Genomic DNA, 22,686 nt, shown 5'->3' with positions numbered 1-22,686 from the left:
GGGGCGGGGGGGCGGTTTTGGGGGCGGCCGGGGGGGGGGGGCCGGCGCCTGGGGGCCCCTGCGACCGGGGTGGCCACCTTGGTCCGTGGCGGGGGGGGGGGGGGGGGGCCCGGGGGGGCCGCGCCGCGCGGGCCGTCAGCGCAGGGTGGCGCCGCCGTCGACGTAGAGGTCCTGCATGGTGATGTGGCGGGCCCGGTCGGAGGCGAGGAAGACGACCGCCTCCGCGACGTCCTCCGGCTGGGCGAGGCGGCGCAGCGGTATGCCGGTGCGGTGGGCGGCGAGGTCGCCGTCGAGGACGCTGTCCGGGACGGAGTCGCCGTCCCACAGGGAGCGCTGCATCGGCGTGTCGGTGGAACCGGGACAGACGGCGTTGCAGCGCACGCCCCGGGCGGCCACCTCCAGGCCCAGACACTTGGTGAAGGCCACGGCCGCCGCCTTGGAGGCGGCGTACACGCTCATGTCCGCGCGGGGTATGCCCGCGGCGTTGGAGGCGACCGTCACCACGGAGCCGGAGCCCCGGGCCGCCATGCCGGCGACGACGGCGCGGGACAGGTGGAAGACCCCGGTCGTGTTGACCGCGAAGACGTCCGCCCAGTCGCGGTCCGTCGTCTCGACGGCCGGTCCGGTCCGCAGCACCCCGGCGACGTTCACCAGGATGTCCACGGGGCCGAGTTCGCGGGAGACGCGCTCCACGGTCTCGGTCACGTCGTCCGGCGCGGTGACGTCGAGCCGGTACGGGACGACCGGCCCGGCGGCCGGGTCCGCGCCGGTCTCCTCGGACAGCCGGGCGACGCTCCGCTTGAGCTCCTGCTCCGAGCGGTCGGTCGCCGCCACGGTGGCTCCGCGCGCGGAGAGGGCGCGCACCACCGCCTCGCCGATGCCCTGGGCGGCACCGGTGACCAGCGCCACACGGCCTGCGAACTCGCCCTGCGGGCCGGTACCGTTCGGGCGGGAGCCGCCCGGCGCGTCGCCGTCCGGCCCGTTGCCGCCCGGTCCGGGTCTGCCCGGTCCGTTGATGTCCGTCACGATCTCTCCTCGTACTTAGGTAAGCCTAGCCTAAGTCTCATCGGTTGCCCATCGGTTCCCGGGGGCCGTTCAAAGGCGTTCGCGCTCCGGAGCCTGCCGAACGGCCCCCGCCCGCCCGGAAACCGGGCCCCTCTCCGCGACCGCGCGCAGCGCCCCGTCCAGGACCGGGCCGATCTCCGCGAGGGCCTCGGGAGCCATCAGCTCGTCGTGACCCCGGTCCAGGACGTGCTCGGTGAGCGCCCCCGACACGTACGCCGGCCACACCGTGCCCGGCACGTCCTCCGGCGCGGTCGTGCGGGAGGCCGTGAAGAACAGCACGTCGCCGTCGAAGTGACGGGTCGTGCTGCGCGAGAGCAGCCGCACGCAGTGCACGTTGGTGTCCACGATCGCCCGCAGCAGCTCCTCGTCGAACCCGGCGAGCAGGCCCTGGCTGTCCCGGATCGCCGCGACGGCCTCCTCCCGCGTCAGCCCGTCGCGCCCGGACTCCTCCGCGCCCAGGCCCGCCACCGAGAGCAGGAAGCCGTTCTCCTCCCGCTCCAGGCGCTCCCGCCAGTCCGGCGCGTCCAGGTACGACCAGTCGTCCCGCTCCGGCGGATAGGCGTCGAGCAGCGCCAGGAAGGCGACCTCCTCGCCCCGCTCCTGGAGCATCGAGGCCAGCGTGTGCGCCACCGTCCCGCCGAAGGAGTAGCCCGCGAAGTGGTACGGACCCTCCGGCTGCACCTCCCTGATCGCCGTCAGGTACAGCTCGGCGAGCTCCGCCACGTCGGCCGCCTCCGGCAGCTCCCCGGCCAGACCCGGCGACTGCACGCCGTACAGCGGCCGGTCCGCGTCCAGGTGGCGCAGCAGGCCCGTGTACTGCCAGCTGAACCCGGACGCCGGGTGGAAGCAGAACAGCGGTGCCTTCGTGCCCCGTTCGCGCAGCGGCAGCAGCACCCGCAGCGCGTCCCGGCGCGAATCCGACCCGATCCGGGCCGCCACGTCCGCGACCGTCGGCGCCGACATGACCGTGCCCACCTGCACCGGCACGCCCAGCTCGTCGCGGATGCGCCCCACGAGCCGCATCGCGAGCAGCGAATGCCCGCCCAGCTCGAAGAAGTTGTCCTCCACGCCGACCCGCTCCAGACCGAGCACGTCCGCGAAGATCCCGCAGAGCAGCTCCTCGCGGGCGTCCTTCGGCGGCCGGCCGCCGCCCGCGTCCGCGAACACCGGGGCGGGCAGCGCCGCCCGGTCCACCTTGCCGTTCACCGTCAGCGGCAGCGCCGCCAGTTCGACGAACGCCGACGGCACCATGAACTCCGGCAGCGTCGCCGACAGCAGGCCGCGCAGCGCGGCCGTCTCCGCCTCCGGGTCGGTGCGGACCGCGTCCGACGAGGGCACGGTGTACGCCACGAGCCGCTTCACGCCGTTCGCCCCGGTGTGCACGACCACCGCGGCGGCGGCCACCCCCGGAGCGGCGGCGAGCGCCGACTCGATCTCGCCCAGCTCGATCCGGAAGCCGCGGATCTTCACTTGGTGGTCGGCCCGGCCCAGGTAGTCGATCTGCCCGTCCTCGCGCCAGCGCACCAGGTCGCCCGTGCGGTACATCAGCGTGCCCGGCCCGCCGAACGGGTCGGCCACGAACCGCTCCGCCGTCAGCGCCGGACGCGCGAAGTAGCCCCGGGCCAGACCCGCGCCCGCCAGGTACAGCTCGCCCGGCACCCCGCGCGGCACCGGCCGCAGCGCGCTGTCGAGCACATAGGCCCGGGTGTTGTAGATCGGCCGGCCGACGCAGGAGGAGACGCTCATTTCCACGTCGGCGCCCAGCGCGTTGATCGTGTACTCGGTCGGCCCGTACAGGTTGTAGCCCATCGTGCCCTCGGTCTCCTCCAGGAGCGACCAGAGGGAGTCCGGCACGGCCTCGCCGCCGAGCAGCACCAGCGCCGGACGGTGCCGGTCCGCGTCGAGCAGGCCCGCGTCGACCAGCTGCTGCCCGTACGACGGCGTGACGTTGACGACGTCGATGCCGACCCGGTCGTAATGCGCCGTCAGGGCCGCCGGGTCGAGCCGTAGCTCCTCGCCGATGACGTGCACCTCGTGCCCGTCGACCAGCCAGAAGAACTCCTCCCACGACATGTCGAACGCGAACGACACCGTGTGCGCGACCCGCATCCGGCGCCCGCCCGCCAGCTTCACCGCCGGGTCGAAGATCCGCTCCCGGTGGTTGAGCAGCATGTTGACCAGACCCGAGCCCGGCACCACCACGCCCTTGGGGCGGCCGGTCGAACCCGAGGTGTAGATCAGGTACGCCGGGTGGCGCCCGTCGCGCGGCTCGGTCAGCTCCTCCTCCGCGACCGGACCGCCGGACAGCGCCGCCAGCTCGGCGACGACCGCCGGGTCGTCCAGGGCGAGCGGCGGCACGCCGTCCACGACCGGGACCCGGCCCCGTACGGCGTCCACGGTGACCAGGCAGACCGGCACCGCGTCCTCGACCATCGCGGCGAGCCGGTCCACCGGATGGTCCAGGTCCAGCGGCAGGTACGCCGCCCCCGCCTTCAGGACCGCGAACAGCGCGACCACGAAGTCCGCCGAGCGCGGCAGCCCGAGGGCCACCGTCCGCTCCGGACCGGCCCCGCGCGCGATCAGCGCCCGCGCCAGCCGGTTGGCCCGCTCGTCCAGCTCCGCGTAGGTCAGCCGCTCGTCCTCGAAGACCAGCGCCGTGGCCTCCGGGGTCCGCGCCGCCTGCCGGGCGAACAGGTCCACCAGCGGCACGTCTGGCACGTCGTACCCGGTGTCGTCGCCCAGGGCGAGCAGCTCGACCCGCTCGGCGGACTCCAGGGTCCGCAGCCGGCCCACCGGCGTCGCCCCGCCCGCCGCGAACTGCTCCACGAGCAGCCGCAGCCGGCCCGCGAGCCGCCCGGCGGTCTCCCGGTCGTACAGGTCCGGCCGGTACGCCAGGCTCAGTTCGAGCGAACGCTCCGGGGTGACCGCCAGGGTCAGCGGGTAGTGCGTGCCGTCGACGCTGTGCGTCCAGCCGATCTGGTGCCGCTCCACGGCCTCTTCGCGCGCCGCGTCGTCGAGCGGCGTGTTCCGGAACACGTACAGCGTGTCGAAGAGCTGCCCGATCCCCGTCCCCTGCTGGATCGGGCCGAGCCCCAGGTAGTGGTGGGGCAGCAGGTCGGCGTGCTCGCCCTGCATCCGGACGAGCAGGTCCCGCAGCGTCTCCGAGGGACGCAGCGTCACCCGGAACGGCAGCGTGTTCATGAACATGCCGATCATCTGGTCGACGCCCGGCACGTCCGCCGGACGGCCCGAGACCGTCGCGCCGAACACCACGTCGTCCCGCCCGGTCATCCCGGACAGGGACAGCGCCCAGGCCGCCGAGAGGACCGTGTTCAGGGTGACGCCGCAGCCCCGCGCGAACGACCGCAGCCGGTCGCTGGTCTCCGCGCCGAGCGCGATGTCCACCACCTCGGCCGTCACCGGCTGCCGGGCCGGATCGGCCGGCGCCACCAGGGTCGCCTGGTCCAGGCCCGACAGGTGGTCGCGCCAGGCGGCCCGCGCCGCGTCCTTGTCGGTGCCCGCGAGCCAGCGCAGGTACTCCCGGTACGGCGTGACCGGCGGCAGGATCTCCTCGCGCCCGCCCGCCCCGTACAGCGCGAACAGCTCCTCGAAGAACAGCGACTCCGACCAGCCGTCGGTGAGGATGTGGTGCTGCGTCACGCACAGCATCCAGCGGTCCTCGGCGAACTTCAGCAGCGTCACGCGCATCAGCGGCGGCGCCGACAGGTCGAAGCGGGTCGCCGCGTCCGCGAGCGAGAACTCCCGCTGCGCCTCGTCCTGCGCGGCCCGGTCCAGCCCCGTCAGGTCGCGGACCTCCCACGGCAGCTCCCACTCCGCGGGAACCACCTGCACCGGGCCCGGCAGGCCCTCGTGCCAGAACGCCGAGCGCAGGTTCGGGTGGCGGCGCAGCATCGCGTCGAACGCCGAACGCAGCGCGGCCGTGTCCACGGCGTGCCGCAGCTCCACGAAGTTCTGCATCAGGTAGACGTCGAGCGCCCGGTCGTCGTACTGCGCGTGGAAGTACAGGCCCTCCTGGAGCGGAGCCAGCGGCAGCACCTCCTCGGCGCCCGGGAAGACCTGCTCCAGGACCGCCCGGCCGGCCTCGTCGAGGTCCACCAGCGGGGCGTCCGCGTCGACCGCCGCGGCGGACGCCGCCTTCTCCTCCGGCGTGCGGGCCGCGAGCGCGAGCGCCGCGATCGTCCGCCGCTCGAACACGTCGCGCGGGGAGAGCACCAGGCCCTCCTTGCGGGCCCGGGTCACCAGCTGGATGGAGACGATGCTGTCGCCGCCCAGGGCGAAGAAGTCGTCGTCCACCCCCACGGAGGCGAGCCCCAGGACGTCGGTGAAGACCCGGCACAGGGCTTCCTCACGCTCCCCGCTCGGCGCCCGCGACCCCTCGGAGCCGCCGAACACCGGCGCGGGCAGCGCCGCCCGGTCCAGCTTGCCGTTGACCGTGAACGGCAGCGCGTCCAGGACCACGACCGCCGCCGGGACCATGTAGTCGGGCAGGCCCGCGGCCAGCTCCTCGCGGATCGCGGCCGGGTCCGCCGTGCCCGTCACGTAGCCGACGAGCCGCTTCACCCCCGGCGTGTCCTCGCGGACCACCACGGCCGCCGCGCCGACGCCGTCGACCGCCGCGAGCGCGGACTCGACCTCGCCGGGCTCGATCCGGAAGCCCCGGATCTTCACCTGGTCGTCGGCCCGCCCCAGGTACTCGATCTCCCCGTCGGTGCGCAGCCGCGCCAGGTCGCCGGTGCGGTACATTCGCGACCCCGGAGCCCCGTACGGGTCGGCCACGAACCGCTCCGCCGTCAGCGCGAACCGGCCCAGGTAGCCGCGCGCGATGCCGTGCCCCGCGAGGTACAGCTCGCCGGTCGCCCCGGCGGGCACCGGCCGCAGCGCCGCGTCGAGCAGGTACGCGCGCGTGTTGCCGATCGGCCGGCCCACCACCGGCGTCGCCGAGGCCGCCAGGTCCGCCGCGAGCGCGTCCACCGTGTACTCGGTCGGGCCGTACAGGTTCACCGACATCACGCCGGTCGCCGCCCGCACCGCCGACCACAGCGCCTCCGGCACCGCCTCGCCGCCGAGCAGCAGCAGCGCCGGACGGTGCGCGGCCGGGTCCAGGAGGCCCTGGTCGAGCAGCCCGAGCGCGTACGTCGGGGTGACGTCCATCGTCTCGATCCGGTGCTCCCGCACGTACGACACGACGAACTCGGCGTCCCGGCGGCCCACCTCGTCCAGGACGTGCAGCTCGTGCCCGGCGACCAGCCAGAAGAGCTGCTCCCAGGAGGTGTCGAAGCTGAACGACGCCGTGTGCAGCGCCCGCAGGCGCCGCCCGCCGGTCGCCTCGACCACCGGGCCGAAGACGTCCGCGATGTGGTTGGCGTACAGGTTGGACAGACCGCCGTGGGTCAGGACGACGCCCTTGGGGCGCCCGGTCGAGCCGGACGTGTAGATGACGTACGCCGGGTGCCCGTCCGCGACGGCCGGGGAGGCGAACTCCGCCGGGGCCCCGGCCAGGGCGGCGGCCGTCTCCGGCGCGTCCAGGACGATCCGCTCCGGCCCGTCGCCGGCCGCCGGCAGCAGCTCCAGACCGCGCGCGGTGGTCACCACGCACGCCGGCCGGGCGTCGTCGATCATCAGGCCGAGGCGCTCCGCCGGGTAGTCCAGGTCGAGCGGCAGGTACGCGCCGCCGGACTTCAGGACGGCGAGGATCGCCACCACCGTCTCCGCCGAACGCGGCACGGCCAGCGCCACCACCGACTCGGGGCCCACGCCCCGCGCGGCGAGCAGCGACGCGAGCCGGTCGGCCCGCGCGTCGACCTCCGCGAAGGTGAGCGACTCCCCGCCGCACACCACCGCGACCTCGCCGGGGGTACGGGCGGCCCGCTCCGCGAACACGTCCGCGACCGTGCCCGCAGGCACGTCCCGCACGGTCCCCGGCCAGCTCCCGCGCACCCGCGCCGACTCCGCCTCGGGCAGCAGGGGCAGCGCCCCGACCCGGGTGCCGGGCTCCTCCGCGATCCGGTCCAGGACGTGGGCGAGCCGGTCGGCGATCAGGCCCGCGCGACGGTCGTCGAAGACGTCCGGGCGGTACTCCAGGCGCAGCGTGGCCCGCTCGTCCAGGGACACCGCGAGGGTCAGCGGGTAGTGGGTGGCGTCCTCCGCCTCGACCCCGGTCACCCGCACCCCGGCGGCGACGGTCTCGCGCGCCGCCGGGTCCACCGGGTAGTTCTCGATGACGACGAGGGTGTCGAACAGCTCGCCCGCGTCGCTCTGTCTGCGGATGAGGCGCAGCCCGAGGTGGTGGTGGGCCAGGAGGGAGTTCTGCTCGTCGCGGAAGCGGCGGAGCAGCCCCTCGACCGTCTCCTCGTTGCGGACCGAGAGCCGCACCGGGACGGTCGTGATGAACAGGCCGAGCATCGACTCGACGCCGGGTATCTCGTCCGGGCGGCCCGACACGGTCAGACCGAACAGCACGTCCCGACGGCCCGTCAGGCCGCCGACGAGCAGACCCCAGGCGCACTGGATCAGGGTGCTCGGCGTGGTGCCCAGGCGCCGGGCCGCCGCCGTCAGACGGGCGGTGGCCTCCTCCGACAGCTCCAGGGACCGCACGCCCGGCCGCACCGGGGTGCGCGCCGGGTCGGGCTCCGCGACCAGCGTCGCCTCCTCGACCCCGGCGAGCGCGTCCCGCCAGGCGGCCTCGGCGGCCGGGGCGTCCTGCTCCTTCAGCCACTTCAGATAGGCGCGGTACGGGCGCACCGGCGCCAGCCCCGAGGCGTCCCCGTCCGCCGCGTACAGGGCGAGCAGGTCACCGACGAGCAGCGGCATCGACCAGCCGTCGACCAGGATGTGGTGGACCGTGATCACCAGGCGGTGGTCGTCCCCGCCCATGCGGGCGAGCACGAGCCGCAGCAGCGGCGGCCGGTGCAGCTGGAAGCGGCGGGCCAGCTCGGCCCGGCGCAGCCCGGCGAGCCGGTCCTCGGGCGAGGCGCCCGGGGCGCCGCTCTCCGTCAGGTCGACCCGCTCCAGGGCGAAGGGGACCTCCGCCGGCACGAACTGCACCGGCTGCGGCACCCCCTCGTGCCAGAAACCGGCCCGCAGGTTCGGATGCCGGCGCAGCAGCGCCGCGGCCGCCCGCTCCAGGCGGTCGGCGTCCACCGGGCCCGCGAGCCCCACCGACACCTGCACGGTGTACACGTCGGCCGCCCCGTCGTCGTAGACGGAGTGGAACAGCATGCCCTGCTGAAGGGGGGACAGCGGCAGCATGTCCTCGATACGAGCCTGCGTCACTGCTGGGCCCTCCACATTTCTTCGAGCATGGTGATCTGGTTCTGGTCGAGGTCGAGCAGGTCGAGGTCGGACGGGGTGTGCCCGGCGGTGACCCCGCCCGCCGCCCACGCCGCGAGCGCGTCGAGGGCGGCCGTCCAGCCGTCCGCGAGCGCCGCGACCGTGTCCTGGGACAGGACGTCGCCCGCCCACAGGAAGGAGGCGGCGAGCTCCGGCCCGTCCGGACCGTGCTCGACCTCCGCGTCCACCTGGAGGGGGTACGCGAGCGGGGCGTCCGGCTCGGGGCCGACGGCGAGCGCGTCGGCCTCCTCGGCCGGTCCCCAGGCGGACTGCCGGGCGGCGGTCTGCCGGCCCAGGTAGTTCCACAGGATCTCCGGGCGGTCCTCCGGGTCGAACAGACCGGCGGTGGCGGCGTTGGCGTACCGCAGCAGCCCGGCGCCGATGCCGCCGTCCGGGACCCCGCGGATCCGCTCCTTGATCTCCTTCAGGGCCGCTCCTGCGTCCTGCGTCCCGCCCACGACCGCACGCGCGTCGTAGGAGTCCGCGGTGAGCCGCAGCGGGTACACGCTGGTCAGCCAGCCGACCGTACGGGTCAGGTCGGCGCCCGGGACGAGGTCCTGCTCCCGGCCGTGGCCCTCGAGCTCCACGGTCAGGCCGTCCGCCGGCCTCCCGTGCCGGGCCGCCCAGTCGCCCGCGGCGAGCGCGAGCGCGGTGAGCAGCGTGTCGTTGACCGTGCCGTGGAAGGCCTGCGGCACGGCGGTCAGGAGGGGCTCGGTGCGCTCGGCGGAGAGCCGCACGGTGAGCCGCCGCGCGGTCGCCACCGTGTCCCGCGCGGGGTCGAGCGCACGGTCCGTCAGGAGCCGCCCGCCGGTCGCGGACTCGGTGAGCCACCGGTCCAGCTCGGCGGTCCGCCGGGCGCTCTGCGCCTCGGCGAGCAGCCCCGCCGTCCAGGTCCGCAGCGCCGTCGGCACGGCGTCGAGGGCGGGCGTCCGCCCCTCCGCCGCCGCCTCGCACGCGGCCCGCAGGTCCGGCAGCAGGATCTGCCACGACACCTCGTCCACCACCAGGTGGTGGGCGACGAGCAGCAGCCTGCCCGGCTCGCCGGGACCGGCGTCGAAGCGCACGGCCCGCACGGTCCGCCCGGACTCCGGGTCCAGCTCGCCCGCGGCCCGGTCCGACTCGCGGGAGACCAGCTCCCGCAGCGCCTCGGCACCGAGCCCGGCGGCGTCCACCGTCCGCAGCAGCGAGACGGCCGTCAGCGAGCCCACCGGGGCGACCTCGGCGCTCCACACGCCGGGCCGCGCCACGCTCAGCACCTGCCGCAGACCGTCGTGCCGGTCCAGGACCGCCTGGAGCGCGGTCTCCAGGTCCGCGTGCCGCACCCCGGCGGGCAGCAGCACCAGCCGGGCCTGGCAGAACCGGCGGTACGCGCCGCCGCGCCCCGCGAACCAGTGCGCCACCGGCGGCAGGACCAGCGGGCCCGTCGCCTGCTCGGCCGGACGCTCCGGGGCCTTGCCCGCCGGGGCGGCGGGCGCGGCGACGGCGGCCAGACCGGCCGGGGTCGGGTGCTGGAACACCTGACGGGCCGTCACTGTGAACCCGGCCTTGCGGGCCTGGCTGACGTACCGGATGGAGACGATGCTGTCGCCGCCCAGCTCGAAGAAGTTGTCCTCCGGGCCGACCTCGGGCAGTCCGAGGACCTCGGCCATCAGCCGCGCGAGCAGCTCGGCCGGCGTCTCGGGCGCGGCCGCGGGCGCGGCCGGAGCGGCCGTCGCCGCCGCCCGGCGGGGCTCCGGCGGCACGGGCAGGGCCCGCCGGTCCAGCTTGCCGTTGGGGGAGAGCGGCACGGACGGGATCTCCAGGATCACGGCCGGGACCATGTACTCCGGGAGGCGGGTCGCCGCGTGCGCCCGCAGCGCGTCCGCGTCGAGCGGTCCGTCGCCCGCCGGGACGGCGTAGCCGACGAGCCTGCGCACGCCCGGCCGGTCCTCGCGGACCACCGAGACGGCGCGGGCCACCCCGGGCGCCCCGGAGAGCACCGCGTCGATCTCGCCCAGCTCGATCCGCAGGCCGCGCAGCTTGACCTGGTCGTCGGTGCGGCCGAGGTACTGGAGCCGCCCGTCGTCGTGCCGGACGACGAGGTCGCCCGTGCGGTACATGCGGGATCCGGCGGGCCCGTACGGGTCGGCCACGAACCGCTCGGCGGTCAGGTCGGGGCGGGAGAGGTAGCCGCGGGCGAGCTGGACGCCCGCGAGGTACAGCTCGCCGGGCACGCCGACCGGGACGGGCCGCAGCCGGTGGTCCAGGACGTGGACGCGGGTGTTCCACACGGGGGAGCCGATGGAGGCGGAGGCCGTGGTGGCGCCCGGGAGGGCGGTGGCGGCGGTGACGTCGACGGCGGCCTCGGTGGGGCCGTACAGGTTCTCCAGGGCGACCGCGCGGCCCCCGGCGGAGGCGTGGAAACGGTTCACCAGGTCGGTGGGCAGGGCCTCGCCGCTGCACACGACCAGGCGCAGGCCCGGGCAGTCCGCCACGTCCACCGAGTCCAGGAAGGCCTGGAGCATCGACGGCACGAAGTGCAGCACGCTGACCCGCCGTTCGCGGATCACCTCGGCCAGGTACTCCGGGTCCTTGTGCCCGTCCGGCCGGGCGACGACCAGCGGCACGCCCTGCGCCACCGGCCAGAACAGCTCCCACACGGAGACGTCGAACGTCGTCGGGGACTTCTGGAGGACCCGGTCGGCGGGCGTGAGCCCGTACGCGCCCTGCATCCACTGGAGGCGGTTGACGATGGCCTCGTGTTCGACCATGACGCCCTTGGGGCGGCCGGTGGAGCCGGAGGTGAAGATGACGTACGCCGGGTGGCGCGGAAGGAGCGGCGCCCGCCGGTCCGTGTCCGTCACCGCGTGCGCGTCCGCACCGGCCCACTCCGCCGCCACGGCGGCCGAGTCGAGCACGATCCGCTCCGCCGCGAGCCCCGCCGGAAGGTCCGGCGCCGAGGCCGTGTCGGTGAGGACGGCGACGGGCCGGGCCGTCTCGCACATGTGGGTGAGGCGGTCGGCGGGCAGGGTGAGGTCGAGCGGCAGATAGGCGCCGCCCGCGCGGACCACGGCGTGGATGGCGATCAGCAGGTCGAGGGAGCGGGGCAGGGCCACGGCGACGACCGACTCCGGTCCCACGCCCCGGCCGATCAGGAGCCGGGCGAGCCGGTTGACCCGCGTGTCGAACTCCGTACGGGACAGCTCCTCGTCCTCGAAGACGAGGGCCGGGCCCTCGGCCTTCGCCGCGCCCGCCGCCACGAGGTCCGCGAGGGTGCGGGGGCCGTCCACGACCCGCTCGGTCGCGTTCCAGCCCTCCAGGGCGTGCCGCTCGTCCCCGTCCCTCAGGTCCAGGGAGGAGACCGGGGCGCCCGGGTCGGCCGCCACGGCGTCCAGGAGGCGGACGAGCCGCTCCACGAGCCGCTCGGCACCCGCCCGGCCGAAGAGGTCGGTCGCGTACCGCAGACCGCCCTCGATCCGCCCGTCGTCCTCCGAGCCGCCGAACGCGAACTCCAGGTCGACCTTCGACCCGCCGATCTCCACCGGCAGTTCACGGGCCGTCACCCCGAAGAGCGAGGACACCTCGGTGGACACCGAATGGTAGGTCACCATCGCCTGGAAGAGCGGGTTGCGGCCCTGGGAGCGGGCCGCGCCCACCGCCTCCGCCACCGCTTCCAGCGGCAGATCGGCGTGGGCGAAGCCCGCGAGCCCGGCGTCCCGCACCCGGTCGACCAGGCCGGCGAAGGTCGGCTCGCCCGACACGTCCGCGCGCAGCACGAGCGTGTTCAGGAAGAAGCCCACGAGCCCGTCGAGCTGCTCGTCGCCGCGCCCGGAGACCGGGGCACCGAGGGGGATGTCGTCCCCGGCGCCGAGCCGGTGAAGGAGGGCCGCGACGGCCGCGTGCACCACCATGAACATCGTCGCGCCGGAGTCGAGGGCGATCCGGGCGAGCCCGGCACCCGTCGCGGCGGACACGTCGAACGGGACCACGTCGCCGCCGTGCGTCGGCGTCGCCGGACGCGGGATGTCGGTGAACAGGCCCAGCTCCTCGGGAATCCCGGCGAGGGCCTCCCGCCAGTACGCGGCCTGACGCGCCGCCGTCGAGTCCGACTCCTCGGTATCGCCCAGGAGTTCGCGCTGCCAGAGGGCGTAGTCGGCGTACTGGACGGGCAGCTCGGGGAACTCCGGGGCCCGGCCGGCGGCGCGGGCCGCGTAGGCGGTGTCCAGGTCGGCCAGGAGCGGTCCGGTGGACCACTCGTCGGTCGCGATGTGGTGCAGCAGGACGACCAGCACGTGCTCCTCGTCGGACGCGCTGAGCAGCGTCACCCGCACCGGGATCTCCCGGGCCAGGTCGAAGACGTACCGGGAGGCGGCCTCCGCCTCGGCGGCCAGCTCCCCGGTGCGGACCCGGCGCGCCGCGAACGGCACCTCGGCCTCGCCGGACGCCAGGATCCGCTGGTACGGCTCGCCGTCGGCCTCCGCGAACACGGTCCGCAGCACCTCGTGCCGCGCCACCACGTCCTCCACGGCCGCGCGCACGGCGGCCGCGTCCACGGGCCCGTCGAGACGCACCGCGAAGGGCACGTTGTACGCGGTCCCCGGGCCCCGGACGCTGTCGAAGAGCCACAGGCGCCGCTGGGCGTACGAGAGCGGCAGCCGCTCGGGCCGTGCGGCGGGGGCGAGGGCGGGCCGCTCGGAGGCGGTCCGCTCCGCGAGCCGGGCCGCGAGGGCCGCGACCGTCCGCGCCTCGAACACGTCCCGCACCGAGCACTCCACGCCGAGCGCGGACCGCATCCGGCTCGCCGCGCGGGCCGCGAGCAGGGAGTGGCCGCCGAGGTCGAAGAAGTCGTCCTCGACACCGGCCGTCTCCAGGCCGAGCACGGCCGCGACGATCCCGAGCAGGATCTCCTCGCGCGCGTCCCTCGGCGCCCGCGAGGGCCCGGTGACGGCGTCCGGCGGCACGGGCAGGGCCCGGCGGTCCAGCTTGCCGTTGGGGGAGAGGGGCACGGACGGGATCTCCAGGAACACGTTCGGGACCATGTACTCCGGCAGGCGGGAGGCCGCGTGGGCGCGCACCGCGTCCACGGGGACCGGCCCGTCGCCGTCGCCGACGACGTACCCCACGAGCCGCTGCACGCCGGGCCGGTCCTCGCGGACCAGGGTCACCGCGTGCGCCACGCCGGGGGCCGACGCCACGACCGCGTCGATCTCGCCCAGCTCGATGCGCAGGCCGCGCAGCTTGACCTGGTCGTCGGTGCGGCCGAGGTACTGGAGCTGCCCGTCGTCGTGCCGGACGACGAGGTCGCCGGTCCGGTACATGCGGGATCCGGCGGGCCCGTACGGGTCGGCCACGAACCGCTCGGCGGTCAGGTCGGGGCGGGAGAGGTAGCCGCGGGCGAGCTGGACGCCCGCGAGGTACAGCTCGCCGGGCACGCCGACCGGGACGGGCCGCAGCCGGTGGTCCAGGACGTGGACGCGGGTGTTCCACACGGGGAAGCCGATGGAGGCCGAGGCCGCCGTCGCGCCCGGGAGGGCGGTGGCGGCGGTGACGTCGACGGCGGCCTCGGTCGGGCCGTACAGGTTCTCCAGGGCGACCGTCCGGCCCCCGGCGGAGGCGTGGAAACGGTTCACCAGATCGGTGGGCAGGGCCTCGCCGCTGCACACGACCAGGCGCAGGCCCGGGCAGTCCGCCACGTCCACCGAGTCCAGGAAGGCCTGGAGCATCGACGGCACGAAGTGCAGCACGCTGACCCGCCGCTCGCGGATCAGCTCCGCGAGGTACTCCGGATCCCGGTGCCCCTCGGGCCGGGCGATGACCAGCGGCACGCCCTGCGCGAGCGGCCAGAACAGCTCCCAGACGGAGACGTCGAAGGTGGTCGGGGTCTTCTGGAGGACCCGGTCGGCCGGGGTCAGCCGGTAGGTGCCCTCCATCCAGGCCAGACGGTTGACGATGGCCTCGTGCTCGACCATGACGCCCTTGGGGCGGCCGGTGGAGCCGGAGGTGAAGATGACGTACGCCGGGTGGCGCGGGAGCAGCGGCGCCGACCGGTCCGCGTCCGTGACCTCGCCGTCGGCCAGGCCGTCCAGCTCCGTCCGCACCTCGGGCGCGTCCAGGACCACCGGCTCGGCCTCCACGCCGGCCGGCAGCGCGCCGAGCGACGGAAGGTCGGTCAGGACGCACACCGGACGTGCGGTGTCCGTCATGTGGGTGAGGCGGTCGGCGGGCAGGGTGAGGTCGAGCGGCAGGTAGGCGCCTCCGGCCCGCACCACGGCGTGGATCGCCACGAGCAGGTCGAGGGAGCGGGGCAGGGCCACGGCGACGACCGACTCCGGTCCCACGCCCCGGCCGATGAGCAGCCGGGCGAGCCGGTTGACGCGTGCGTCGAACTCCGTACGGGACAGCTCCTCGTCCTCGAAGACGAGGGCCGGGCCCTCGGCCTTCCCGGCACCCGCCGCCACCAGGTCCGCGAGCGTGCGGGGGCCGTCCACGACCCGCTCGGTCGCGTTCCACTCCTCCAGCACCCGGCGCCGCTCGTCCCCGTCCATCAGCGCGGCCGAGGACACGGGTGCGTCGGGCGCGGTCGCCACGGCCTCCAGGAGCCGGACGAGCCGCTCCGTCAGGCGCTCGGCGCCCGCGCGCTCGAACAGGTCGGTCGCGTAGCGCAGACCGCAGGTCATGCCGTCACCGGACGCGTTCCCGGTGCGCCGGAACAGGATCTCCAGGTCGAACTTGGCTGCGCCGCCCCGCACCGGGAACTCCCCGGCGTCCGTGCCGAGCAGCCGGGACAGGTCCGGGCCGCCGCCCTCGTACGCCACCATCGTCTGGAACAGCGGGTGGCGGGCGAGCGAGCGGACCGGCGCGACCGCCTCCACGACGGCGTCGAAGGGCAGGTCGGCGTGGTCGAGGACCGCGAGGCCCGCCGTACGGGCGCGGCCGAGCAGCTCCGTGAAGGACGGGTCGCCCGACAGGTCGGTGCGCAGCACGGCGGTGTTGACGAAGAAGCCCACGAGCCCGTCGAGGGCGCTGTCGCCGCGTCCCGCGACCGGGGTGCCGAGGGGGATGTCGTCCCCGGCGCCGAGCCGGTGGAGGAGGGCTGCCACGGCCGCGTGGACCACCATGAACATGGTCGCGCCGGAGTCCGCCGCCAGCCGGTCGAGACGGGCCACCAGGTCGGCCGGAAGTTCGGCCGTGACCGTGTCGCCCCGGTGGGTCGGGACGGCGGGCCGGGGCCGGTCGGTGGGCAGCGCCAGCTCCTCCGGCAGCCCCGCCAGGGCGTCGCGCCAGAAGGCGGACTGGCGGGCGGCCAGGGAGGAGTCGTCCGCCGCGTCGCCGAGGAGTTCGCGCTGCCAGAGGGCGTAGTCGGCGTACTGGACGGGGAGTCCGGGGAACTCCGGTGCCCGGCCCGCGAGGCGGGCGGTGTAGGCGGTGTCCAGGTCGGCCAGGAGCGGTCCGGTGGACCACTCGTCGGTCGCGATGTGGTGCAGCAGGACGACCAGTACGTGCTCGTCGTCGGGCGTGCCGAACAGCGTGACCCGCAGCGGGAGTTCGGACTCCAGGCCCAGGGGCTCGGCGACCTTCGCCTCCACCGCGTCCGCGAGCGCCTCCGGGGCCACCTCGCGGACCGCGAACGGCACCTCGGCCTCGCCGGGCGCCAGGATCCGCTGGTACGGCTCGCCGTCGGCCTCCGCGAACACGGTCCGCAGCACCTCGTGGCGCGCCACCAGGTCCCCGAACGCGGCGCGCAGCGCGTCGACGTCGGGCCGCTCCCGCAGCCGCAGCGCCAGCGGGACGGTGTAGGTGGAGCTCGCGCCGTCCATGTCGTACTGGAACCACAGGCGCCGCTGGGCGTACGAGAGCGGCAGCCGCTCGGGCCGTGCGGCGGGGGCGAGGGCGGGCCGCTCGGAGGCGGTCCGCTCCGCGAGCCGGGCCGCGAGCGCGGCGACCGTCCGCGCCTCGAACACGTCCCGCACCGAGCAGGCGCGGCCCGCCGCCCGCACCCGGGCCACCAGGCGCGTCGCGAGCAGGGAGTGCCCGCCGAGCGCGAAGAAGTCGTCCTCGGCACCGACCGACGCCAGGCCCAGGACCTCCGCGAACGCCTCCGCGAGGCGCTCCTCCGTCTCGCCGCGCGGGGCGCGGGACGGCGCGGCGGCCGTCACGACGGGCGCGGGCAGGGCGGTCCGGTCCAGCTTGCCGTTGACGTTCACCGGCAGGACGTCCAGGGCGACGACCGCCGCCGGGACCATGTACTCGGGCAGGCGCCCGGCGACCTCGCGGCGCACCGCGTCCGGGTCGGCGCCGCCGGTCGTGTACGCCACCAGGCGCGGCACGCCCGGGACGTCCTCGCGGACCAGGACGGCCGCCGAGACGACGCCCGCGCAGGCGGTCAGTTCGGTCTCGATCTCGCCGAGTTCGACGCGGAAGCCGCGGATCTTGACCTGGTCGTCGGCGCGGCCCAGGAACTCGATCAGGCCGTCGGCGCGGCGGCGCGCCAGGTCGCCCGTGCGGTACATGCGGGAGCCGGCCGGGCCGTACGGGTCGGCCACGAACCGCTCGGCGGTGAGCACGGGACGGCCCAGGTAGCCGCGGGCGTTCTGGACGCCCGCGAGGTACAGCTCGCCGGGCACGCCGGGCGGCACCGGCCGCAGCCGGGCGTCCAGGACGTGCGCCCGGGTGTTGTCGAGCGGGCGGCCCACCACCGGGGTCGCGCAGTCGGTGACCCGGGCGACCAGGGCGTCCACCGTGAACTCGGTGGGACCGTAGTAGTTCACCGTCTCCACGCCGGGAACCGCGCGCAGCTCCGTCCACAGGGCGGGCGGCACGGCCTCGCCGCCGAGCAGGAACAGCGGCGGCCGGTGCCCGCCCGCGAGCAGGCCCGCGTCGAGCAGGTGGCGGCCGTACGAGGGGGTGACGTCGAGCGCGTCGATCCGCGCCTCCCGCACGTGGGCGACGACGGCGTCCGCGTCGCGGCGCCCGTACTCGTCGAGGACGTGCAGCTCGTGGCCCGCGATCAGCCACAGCAGCTGCTCCCACGAGGAGTCGAAGGAGAACGAGGCGGTGTGCAGGGCGCGCACGCGCCGCCCGAGCCGGTCCGCGACCGGGCGGTAGAGCTGCCGCTCGTGGTCCCGGTACAGGTTCGTCAGACCGGCGTGGTGCAGGCCGACGCCCTTGGGGCGGCCGGTGGAGCCGGAGGTGTAGATGACGTACGCCAGGTCGTCCGGGCGGGGTGCGCGGGGCGCCGGGCCCTCGGCGGCCGCCAGCCGGTCCCGTACCGCCGGGTCGTCCAGGACGAGCCGGGGCGCGCCGTTCGCGTCCGGGACCCGGCCGTCCACGGCCCGGGTGGTGACGACGCAGACCGGCGAGGCGTCGTCCAGCATGTACGCCAGGCGCTCCTCCGGGTGGTCCAGGTCGAGCGGCAGGTAGGCGCCGCCGGCCTTGAGGACGGCGAAGGCGGCGACGACGGACTCGGCCGAGCGGGGCACGGCGAGCGCCACGACGGCGTCCGGGCCGACGCCCTCCGCGGCGAGCAGCAGGGCGAGCCGGGTGACCCGGTCGTCCAGGTCGGCGAAGGTGAGGCGCAGGTCGCCGCAGACCAGGGCGGTCGCGTCCGGGGTCTGCGCGACGCGCTCGGCGAGGATCTCGACGATGGTGGCGTCCGGGTGGTCGACGGCGGTGTCGTTCCACCGCTCCAGGAGCGCCCGCTCCTCCTCGGAGCGCAGCTCGTACGCGGAGACGGGGGTCTCCGGGGCCGCGACGGCCTGCTCCAGGAGGAGCAGCAGGCGGGCGGCGAGCGCGTCGGCCGTGGCCCGGTCGAACAGGGCGGAGGAGTAGAAGACCTCCAGGTCCAGTTCGTCGCCGTGGGCGCTGTCGGAGAAGGTGACGTCGAGGTCGAACTTGGTGACGCCCGGGTCGGTGCGGTCCACGGCCGCGTCCAGGCCGAACAGGGCGCGCACGTCCTGGGTGACGGTGCTGTGCGACACCATGGTCTGGAAGAGCGGGTGCCGGGTGAGGGAGCGCTCCGGGTTGACCGCCTCCACGACCGCGTCGAACGGCAGGTCGGCGTGGTCGAGCGCGGCCAGGTCGGTGCCGCGCACCCGCTCCAGGAGGGCGGCGAACGTCGGGTCGCCGGACAGGTCGGCGCGCAGCACCACCGTGTTCACGAAGAAGCCGACGAGACCGTCCAGGGCCGGGTCGGACCGGCCGGCGACCGGGCTGCCGAGGGGGATGTCGTCGCCCGCGCCGAGCCGGTGGAGCAGGGTGGCGACGGCCGCGTGCACGACCATGAAGACGCTGGTGCCGGACTCGCGGGCCAGGCGGCGGATGCCGGAGGCGAGGGCGGCGGGCACCTCGTGGTGCACCATGCCGCCCGCGTTGTCGGGCTCGGCGGGCCGGGGCCGGTCGGCGGGCGGGGTCGTTTCGGCCGGGAGCCCGGCCAGCGCCTCGCGCCAGTGGGCGGCCTGCCGGGCGGCGGGGGACTCCGGGTCCGCCGGGTCGCCCAGGACCTCGCGCTGCCAGAGCGCGAAGTCGGCGTACTGCACCGGCAGCGGGGCGAACTCGGGCGCCTCGCCCCGGAGCCGGGCCGCGTAGGCGTGTTCGAGGCCGTTCAGGAACGGGCCCATCGACCACTCGTCGCTGGCGATGTGGTGGAGCAGCACCACCAGGGCGTCGGCGCCGCGCTCGGCGTCGCGGACCAGGGTGACCCGCACCGGGGCCTCCGCCGACAGGTCGAAGAGGTGGCCGAGGGCCGTCTCCACGGCCGCGTCGACCCCGTCCGTGGCGGTCTCCTCCACGCGCAGCCGCACCCCGGCGTCGGCCGGGGCCAGGATCCGCTGGTACGGCTCGCCGTCGCGCTCGGCGAAGACCGTGCGCAGCGTCTCGTGCCGGGCCACCACGTCCCCGAGGGCCGCGTCCAGGGCCGCCGGGTCCAGGAGCGTGCCGAACCGGGCGGTGAACGGGATGTTGTACGTGGCGCTGGGGCCCTCCAGCTGGTGCAGGAACCAGAGCCGGTGCTGGGCGTCGGACAGCGGGAGGACCTCGGGCCGCTCTCCGGCGGTGAGCGCCGGGCGGGCGCCGGACGCGGTGCGGGCGGCGAGCCGCTCGGCCAGGGCCGCGGGCGTACGGGCCTCGAAGACGTCCCGCACGCCGCAGTCGGATCCGAGCGCCGTGCGCAGCCGGGCCGCGACGCGGGCGGCGAGCAGCGAGTGGCCGCCGAGGTCGAAGAAGTCGTCGTCGGGGCCGACCGAGGCCAGCTCCAGGACGTCCGCGTACGCCCCGGCGACGATCTCCTCGCGGGCGTCGCGGGGGGTCCGGCCGGCGGTCGCGGCGGACCCGGCCAGGTCGGGCGCGGGCAGCGAACGCCGGTCCACCTTGCCGTTGGCGGTGAGCGGGAAGGCGTCCAGGACCACCACGGCCGACGGCACCATGTGCGCGGGAAGCCGCTCGCCGACCGCCGCGCGCAGCCCGGCCGCGTCCGGGGCGGGGTCGCCCGCCCCGGTGACGTAGCCGACCAGGAGCGGGGAGCCGGGTATGTCCTCGCGGACCACGACCACGGCCCGGTCCACCTCCGGACGGTCCGTCAGGGCGGTCTCGATCTCGCCGAGTTCGATGCGGAAGCCCCGCACCTTCACCTGGTCGTCGGCGCGGCCGAGGAAGTCGATGACGCCGTCGGGGCGGCGGCGCACCAGGTCGCCGGTGCGGTACATGCGGGAGCCGGGCGGGCCGTACGGGTCGGCCACGAACCGCTCGGAGGTGAGCGCCGGGCGGCCGAGGTAGCCGCGCGCGAGCTGGTCGCCGGACAGGTACAGCTCGCCGGGGCGGCCGTGCGGGACGGGGCGGAGCGCCGAGTCGAGGACGTGGGCGCGGGTGTTCCAGAACGGCAGGCCGATGTCCGGGGTGCCGGTGTGCTCGGGGGAGAGGACGGAGGAGGTGGCCCAGACGGTCACCTCGGTCGGCCCGTACACGTTGGTGACCGAGGCGGCCGTGCGGGCGAGGCGCTCGGCGAGGGCGGCGGGCAGCGCCTCGCCGCCGACGAGGACCTTGGTGCGGGCCAGGGCGCGCGGGGCGCCCTCCTCCAGGAGGGCGTGCCACAGCGACGGCGTCGCCTGCATGACGGCCGGGCGGTGGGCCTCGACCAGGGCGGCGAGGGCCGCCGGGTCGCGGACGGTGTCGCGGCCCGCGAGGACGACCGCCGCGCCGCTGATGAGCGGGACGTGGATCTCCAGGGCGGCGATGTCGAAGGAGACCGTGGTGACGGCGACGAGCCCGTCGCCGGGCTCCATGGCCAGCTCGTGGGCCTGCATCCGCAGGAAGTTGGCGAGCGCGGAGTGCGGGATCACCACGCCCTTGGGGCGGCCGGTGGAGCCGGAGGTGTGGATGACGTACGCCGGGTGGTCGCCGTCCGGGGCCGGAAGCGGCTCGGCGGGCCCGTCGGCCAGGTCCGCGAGCGCGGACAGGGCGTCGGGGGAGTCCAGGACGAGGGTCTCGGTGCCGGGCACGTCGGGGGCGTCGGCCGCGGCCGCCAGGGTGGTGAGGACGCACACCGGGCGCGCGTCCTCGACCATGAACTCCAGGCGCTCGGCCGGGTATTCGAGGTCGAGCGGCAGATAGGCGCCACCGGCTCTGAGCACGGCGAGCAGGGCGACGATCAGCTCGGCGCCGCGCGGCAGGGCGATGCCGACGAACCGCTCGGGGCCGACGCCGCGCGCGGCGAGCAGCCGGGCCAGCCGGTCGACCCGGGCGTCGAGTTCCGCGTACGTGAGCTCCTCGGCGCCCGCGACGAGCGCGACGGCCTCGGGGTGCTCGCGGACCTGTGCGGCGAAGGCCTCGACGACGGTGCCGGGCGCGAGGGCGCGGGCGGTCGCGGCGGCCTGTCCAGCGAGGGTCTCCAGGAGGGCGCAGTCGAGGAGGTCGGGGCGGCCCACGGGGGTGTCGGGTCCGGCGGTGGCGGCCTCGGTGAGGAAGCGGACGAACTCGGCGCAGCGGGCGTTCAGGCCCTCGGCGTCGTAGGCGCGCGGGTTGGCGTCGAGCTCGAAGGCGATCCGGCCGGCGGCCGTGTCGTGGCGGACGGCCAGGGTGAGGTCGTCCACCGGTCCGGCGGCCACGTTGTGCACGGTGCCGGGGGCGCCGGCGAAGTCGAGGGCGTTGTCGAAGGCCTTGACGTTGACCATCGGGCCGAGCGGGCCCCGGTCGCGGCCGACGAGGCCGAGGTCGCGGCGGATGTCCTCGGCGCGGTAGCGCTGGTGGCGGCGCAGGTCGCGGACGCCGGCGGCGACCTCGGCGACCAGCTCGGCCAGCGGGAGGTCCGGGCGGACCGCGACCCGCAGCGGCAGCACGTTGACCACCATCGCCGGGACGGCGAGGGAGGCCGAGCCCAGGCGGGCCATCGCGGGCAGCGAGAGCAGCACGTCGCGCTGTCCGGTCGAGCGGTGCAGGAAGGCGGCGAAGGCGGCCGTCACGGCGTCCGCCCAGGTGGCCTTGGCGGCGCGGGCGAGGGCGAGCACCCCGGCGGTGGCCTCGGGGGTGAGCGCGGCCGAGGCGCGCAGGAAGTCGGGGGCGGCCGGGAAGGAGGCGCCGGCCAGCGGCTCGTGGTCGCCCCGGTCCGCGAGCCGGTCCCGCCAGTAGGCGCGGTCGGCGGCGTACCGCTCGTCGTCCCGGTAGGCGGCCTCCTCCTCGACGACGGCGGACAGCGGGCCGAAGGGCGAGGGGGCGGGCTCCTCGCCGCGCGCGAGCGCCGTGTAGACCTCGGCGGTGCGGCGGGACAGGAGCGAGAAGCCGTAGGCGTCGAGCGCGATGTGGTGGACGCGCTGGTACCAGAGGGTGCGGTCCGGGGCGACCCGGTGCAGGGCGAAGCCGAACAGCGGGGCGGTGGCCGGGTCGGCGGGCGTGGCCATGTCGGCGCGCATCGCGGCGAGCGCGGCGGCCTCCGGGTCCGGGGTGCCGAGGTGGTCCACGACCTCGACGACGGGGCCGCTCGGGGGCGCGTCGGCGAGGACCTGGGAGGGCTGCCCGTCGGCGTCCTCCTCGAAGCGGACGGTGAGGGCCTCGCACTCGCCGAGGACCCGGCGCAGGGCCGTGGCGAAGAGGTCGGGGTCGAGCGCGCCGTCGACGGCGACGTACTGCCCGACGTTGTAGACCGGGGAGTCGGGGTCGAGCCGCTGGCCGTACCAGACTCCGGTCTGGGCCCCGGTCAGGGCGAGGCGTCGCAGAGCGCGCTCGGTCATGGATCTTGCTCCAGGGGTCACCCGCGGCGGCTCGGGGCCGGCGGCGGGACGGGACGGAGGGGGGTGAAGGGGGAGG

General features: G+C 75.9%; 3 protein-coding genes. All 3 read right to left on the bottom strand.

The window, feature by feature from the left end; genetic code table 11:
- Positions 1-135: 135 nt before the first annotated feature.
- A complete protein-coding gene (locus tag ACIQD7_RS09330; RefSeq protein WP_402440954.1) occupies positions 136-1,026 on the bottom strand; it encodes a 2,3-dihydro-2,3-dihydroxybenzoate dehydrogenase in 891 nt (296 codons plus the stop codon).
- 69 nt (positions 1,027-1,095) lie between these two features.
- Positions 1,096-8,334: an amino acid adenylation domain-containing protein gene (locus ACIQD7_RS09325; protein ID WP_402441387.1), complete on the bottom strand. Its 7,239-nt coding sequence runs from the start codon at positions 8,332-8,334 to the stop codon at positions 1,096-1,098.
- Positions 8,335-8,354: 20 nt separating this feature from the next.
- Positions 8,355-22,610, bottom strand: coding sequence for an amino acid adenylation domain-containing protein (locus ACIQD7_RS09320; RefSeq protein ID WP_402440952.1), 14,256 nt, complete (start codon positions 22,608-22,610; stop codon positions 8,355-8,357).
- Between the last annotated feature and the right edge of the window lie 76 nt (positions 22,611-22,686).

The organism is Streptomyces sp. NPDC093071, from assembly GCF_044754545.1.
GTDB lineage: Bacteria > Actinomycetota > Actinomycetes > Streptomycetales > Streptomycetaceae > Streptomyces.
The sequence above is the reverse complement of the archived record's forward strand: the minus strand, read 5'-3'. Positions and strand labels throughout refer to the sequence as shown.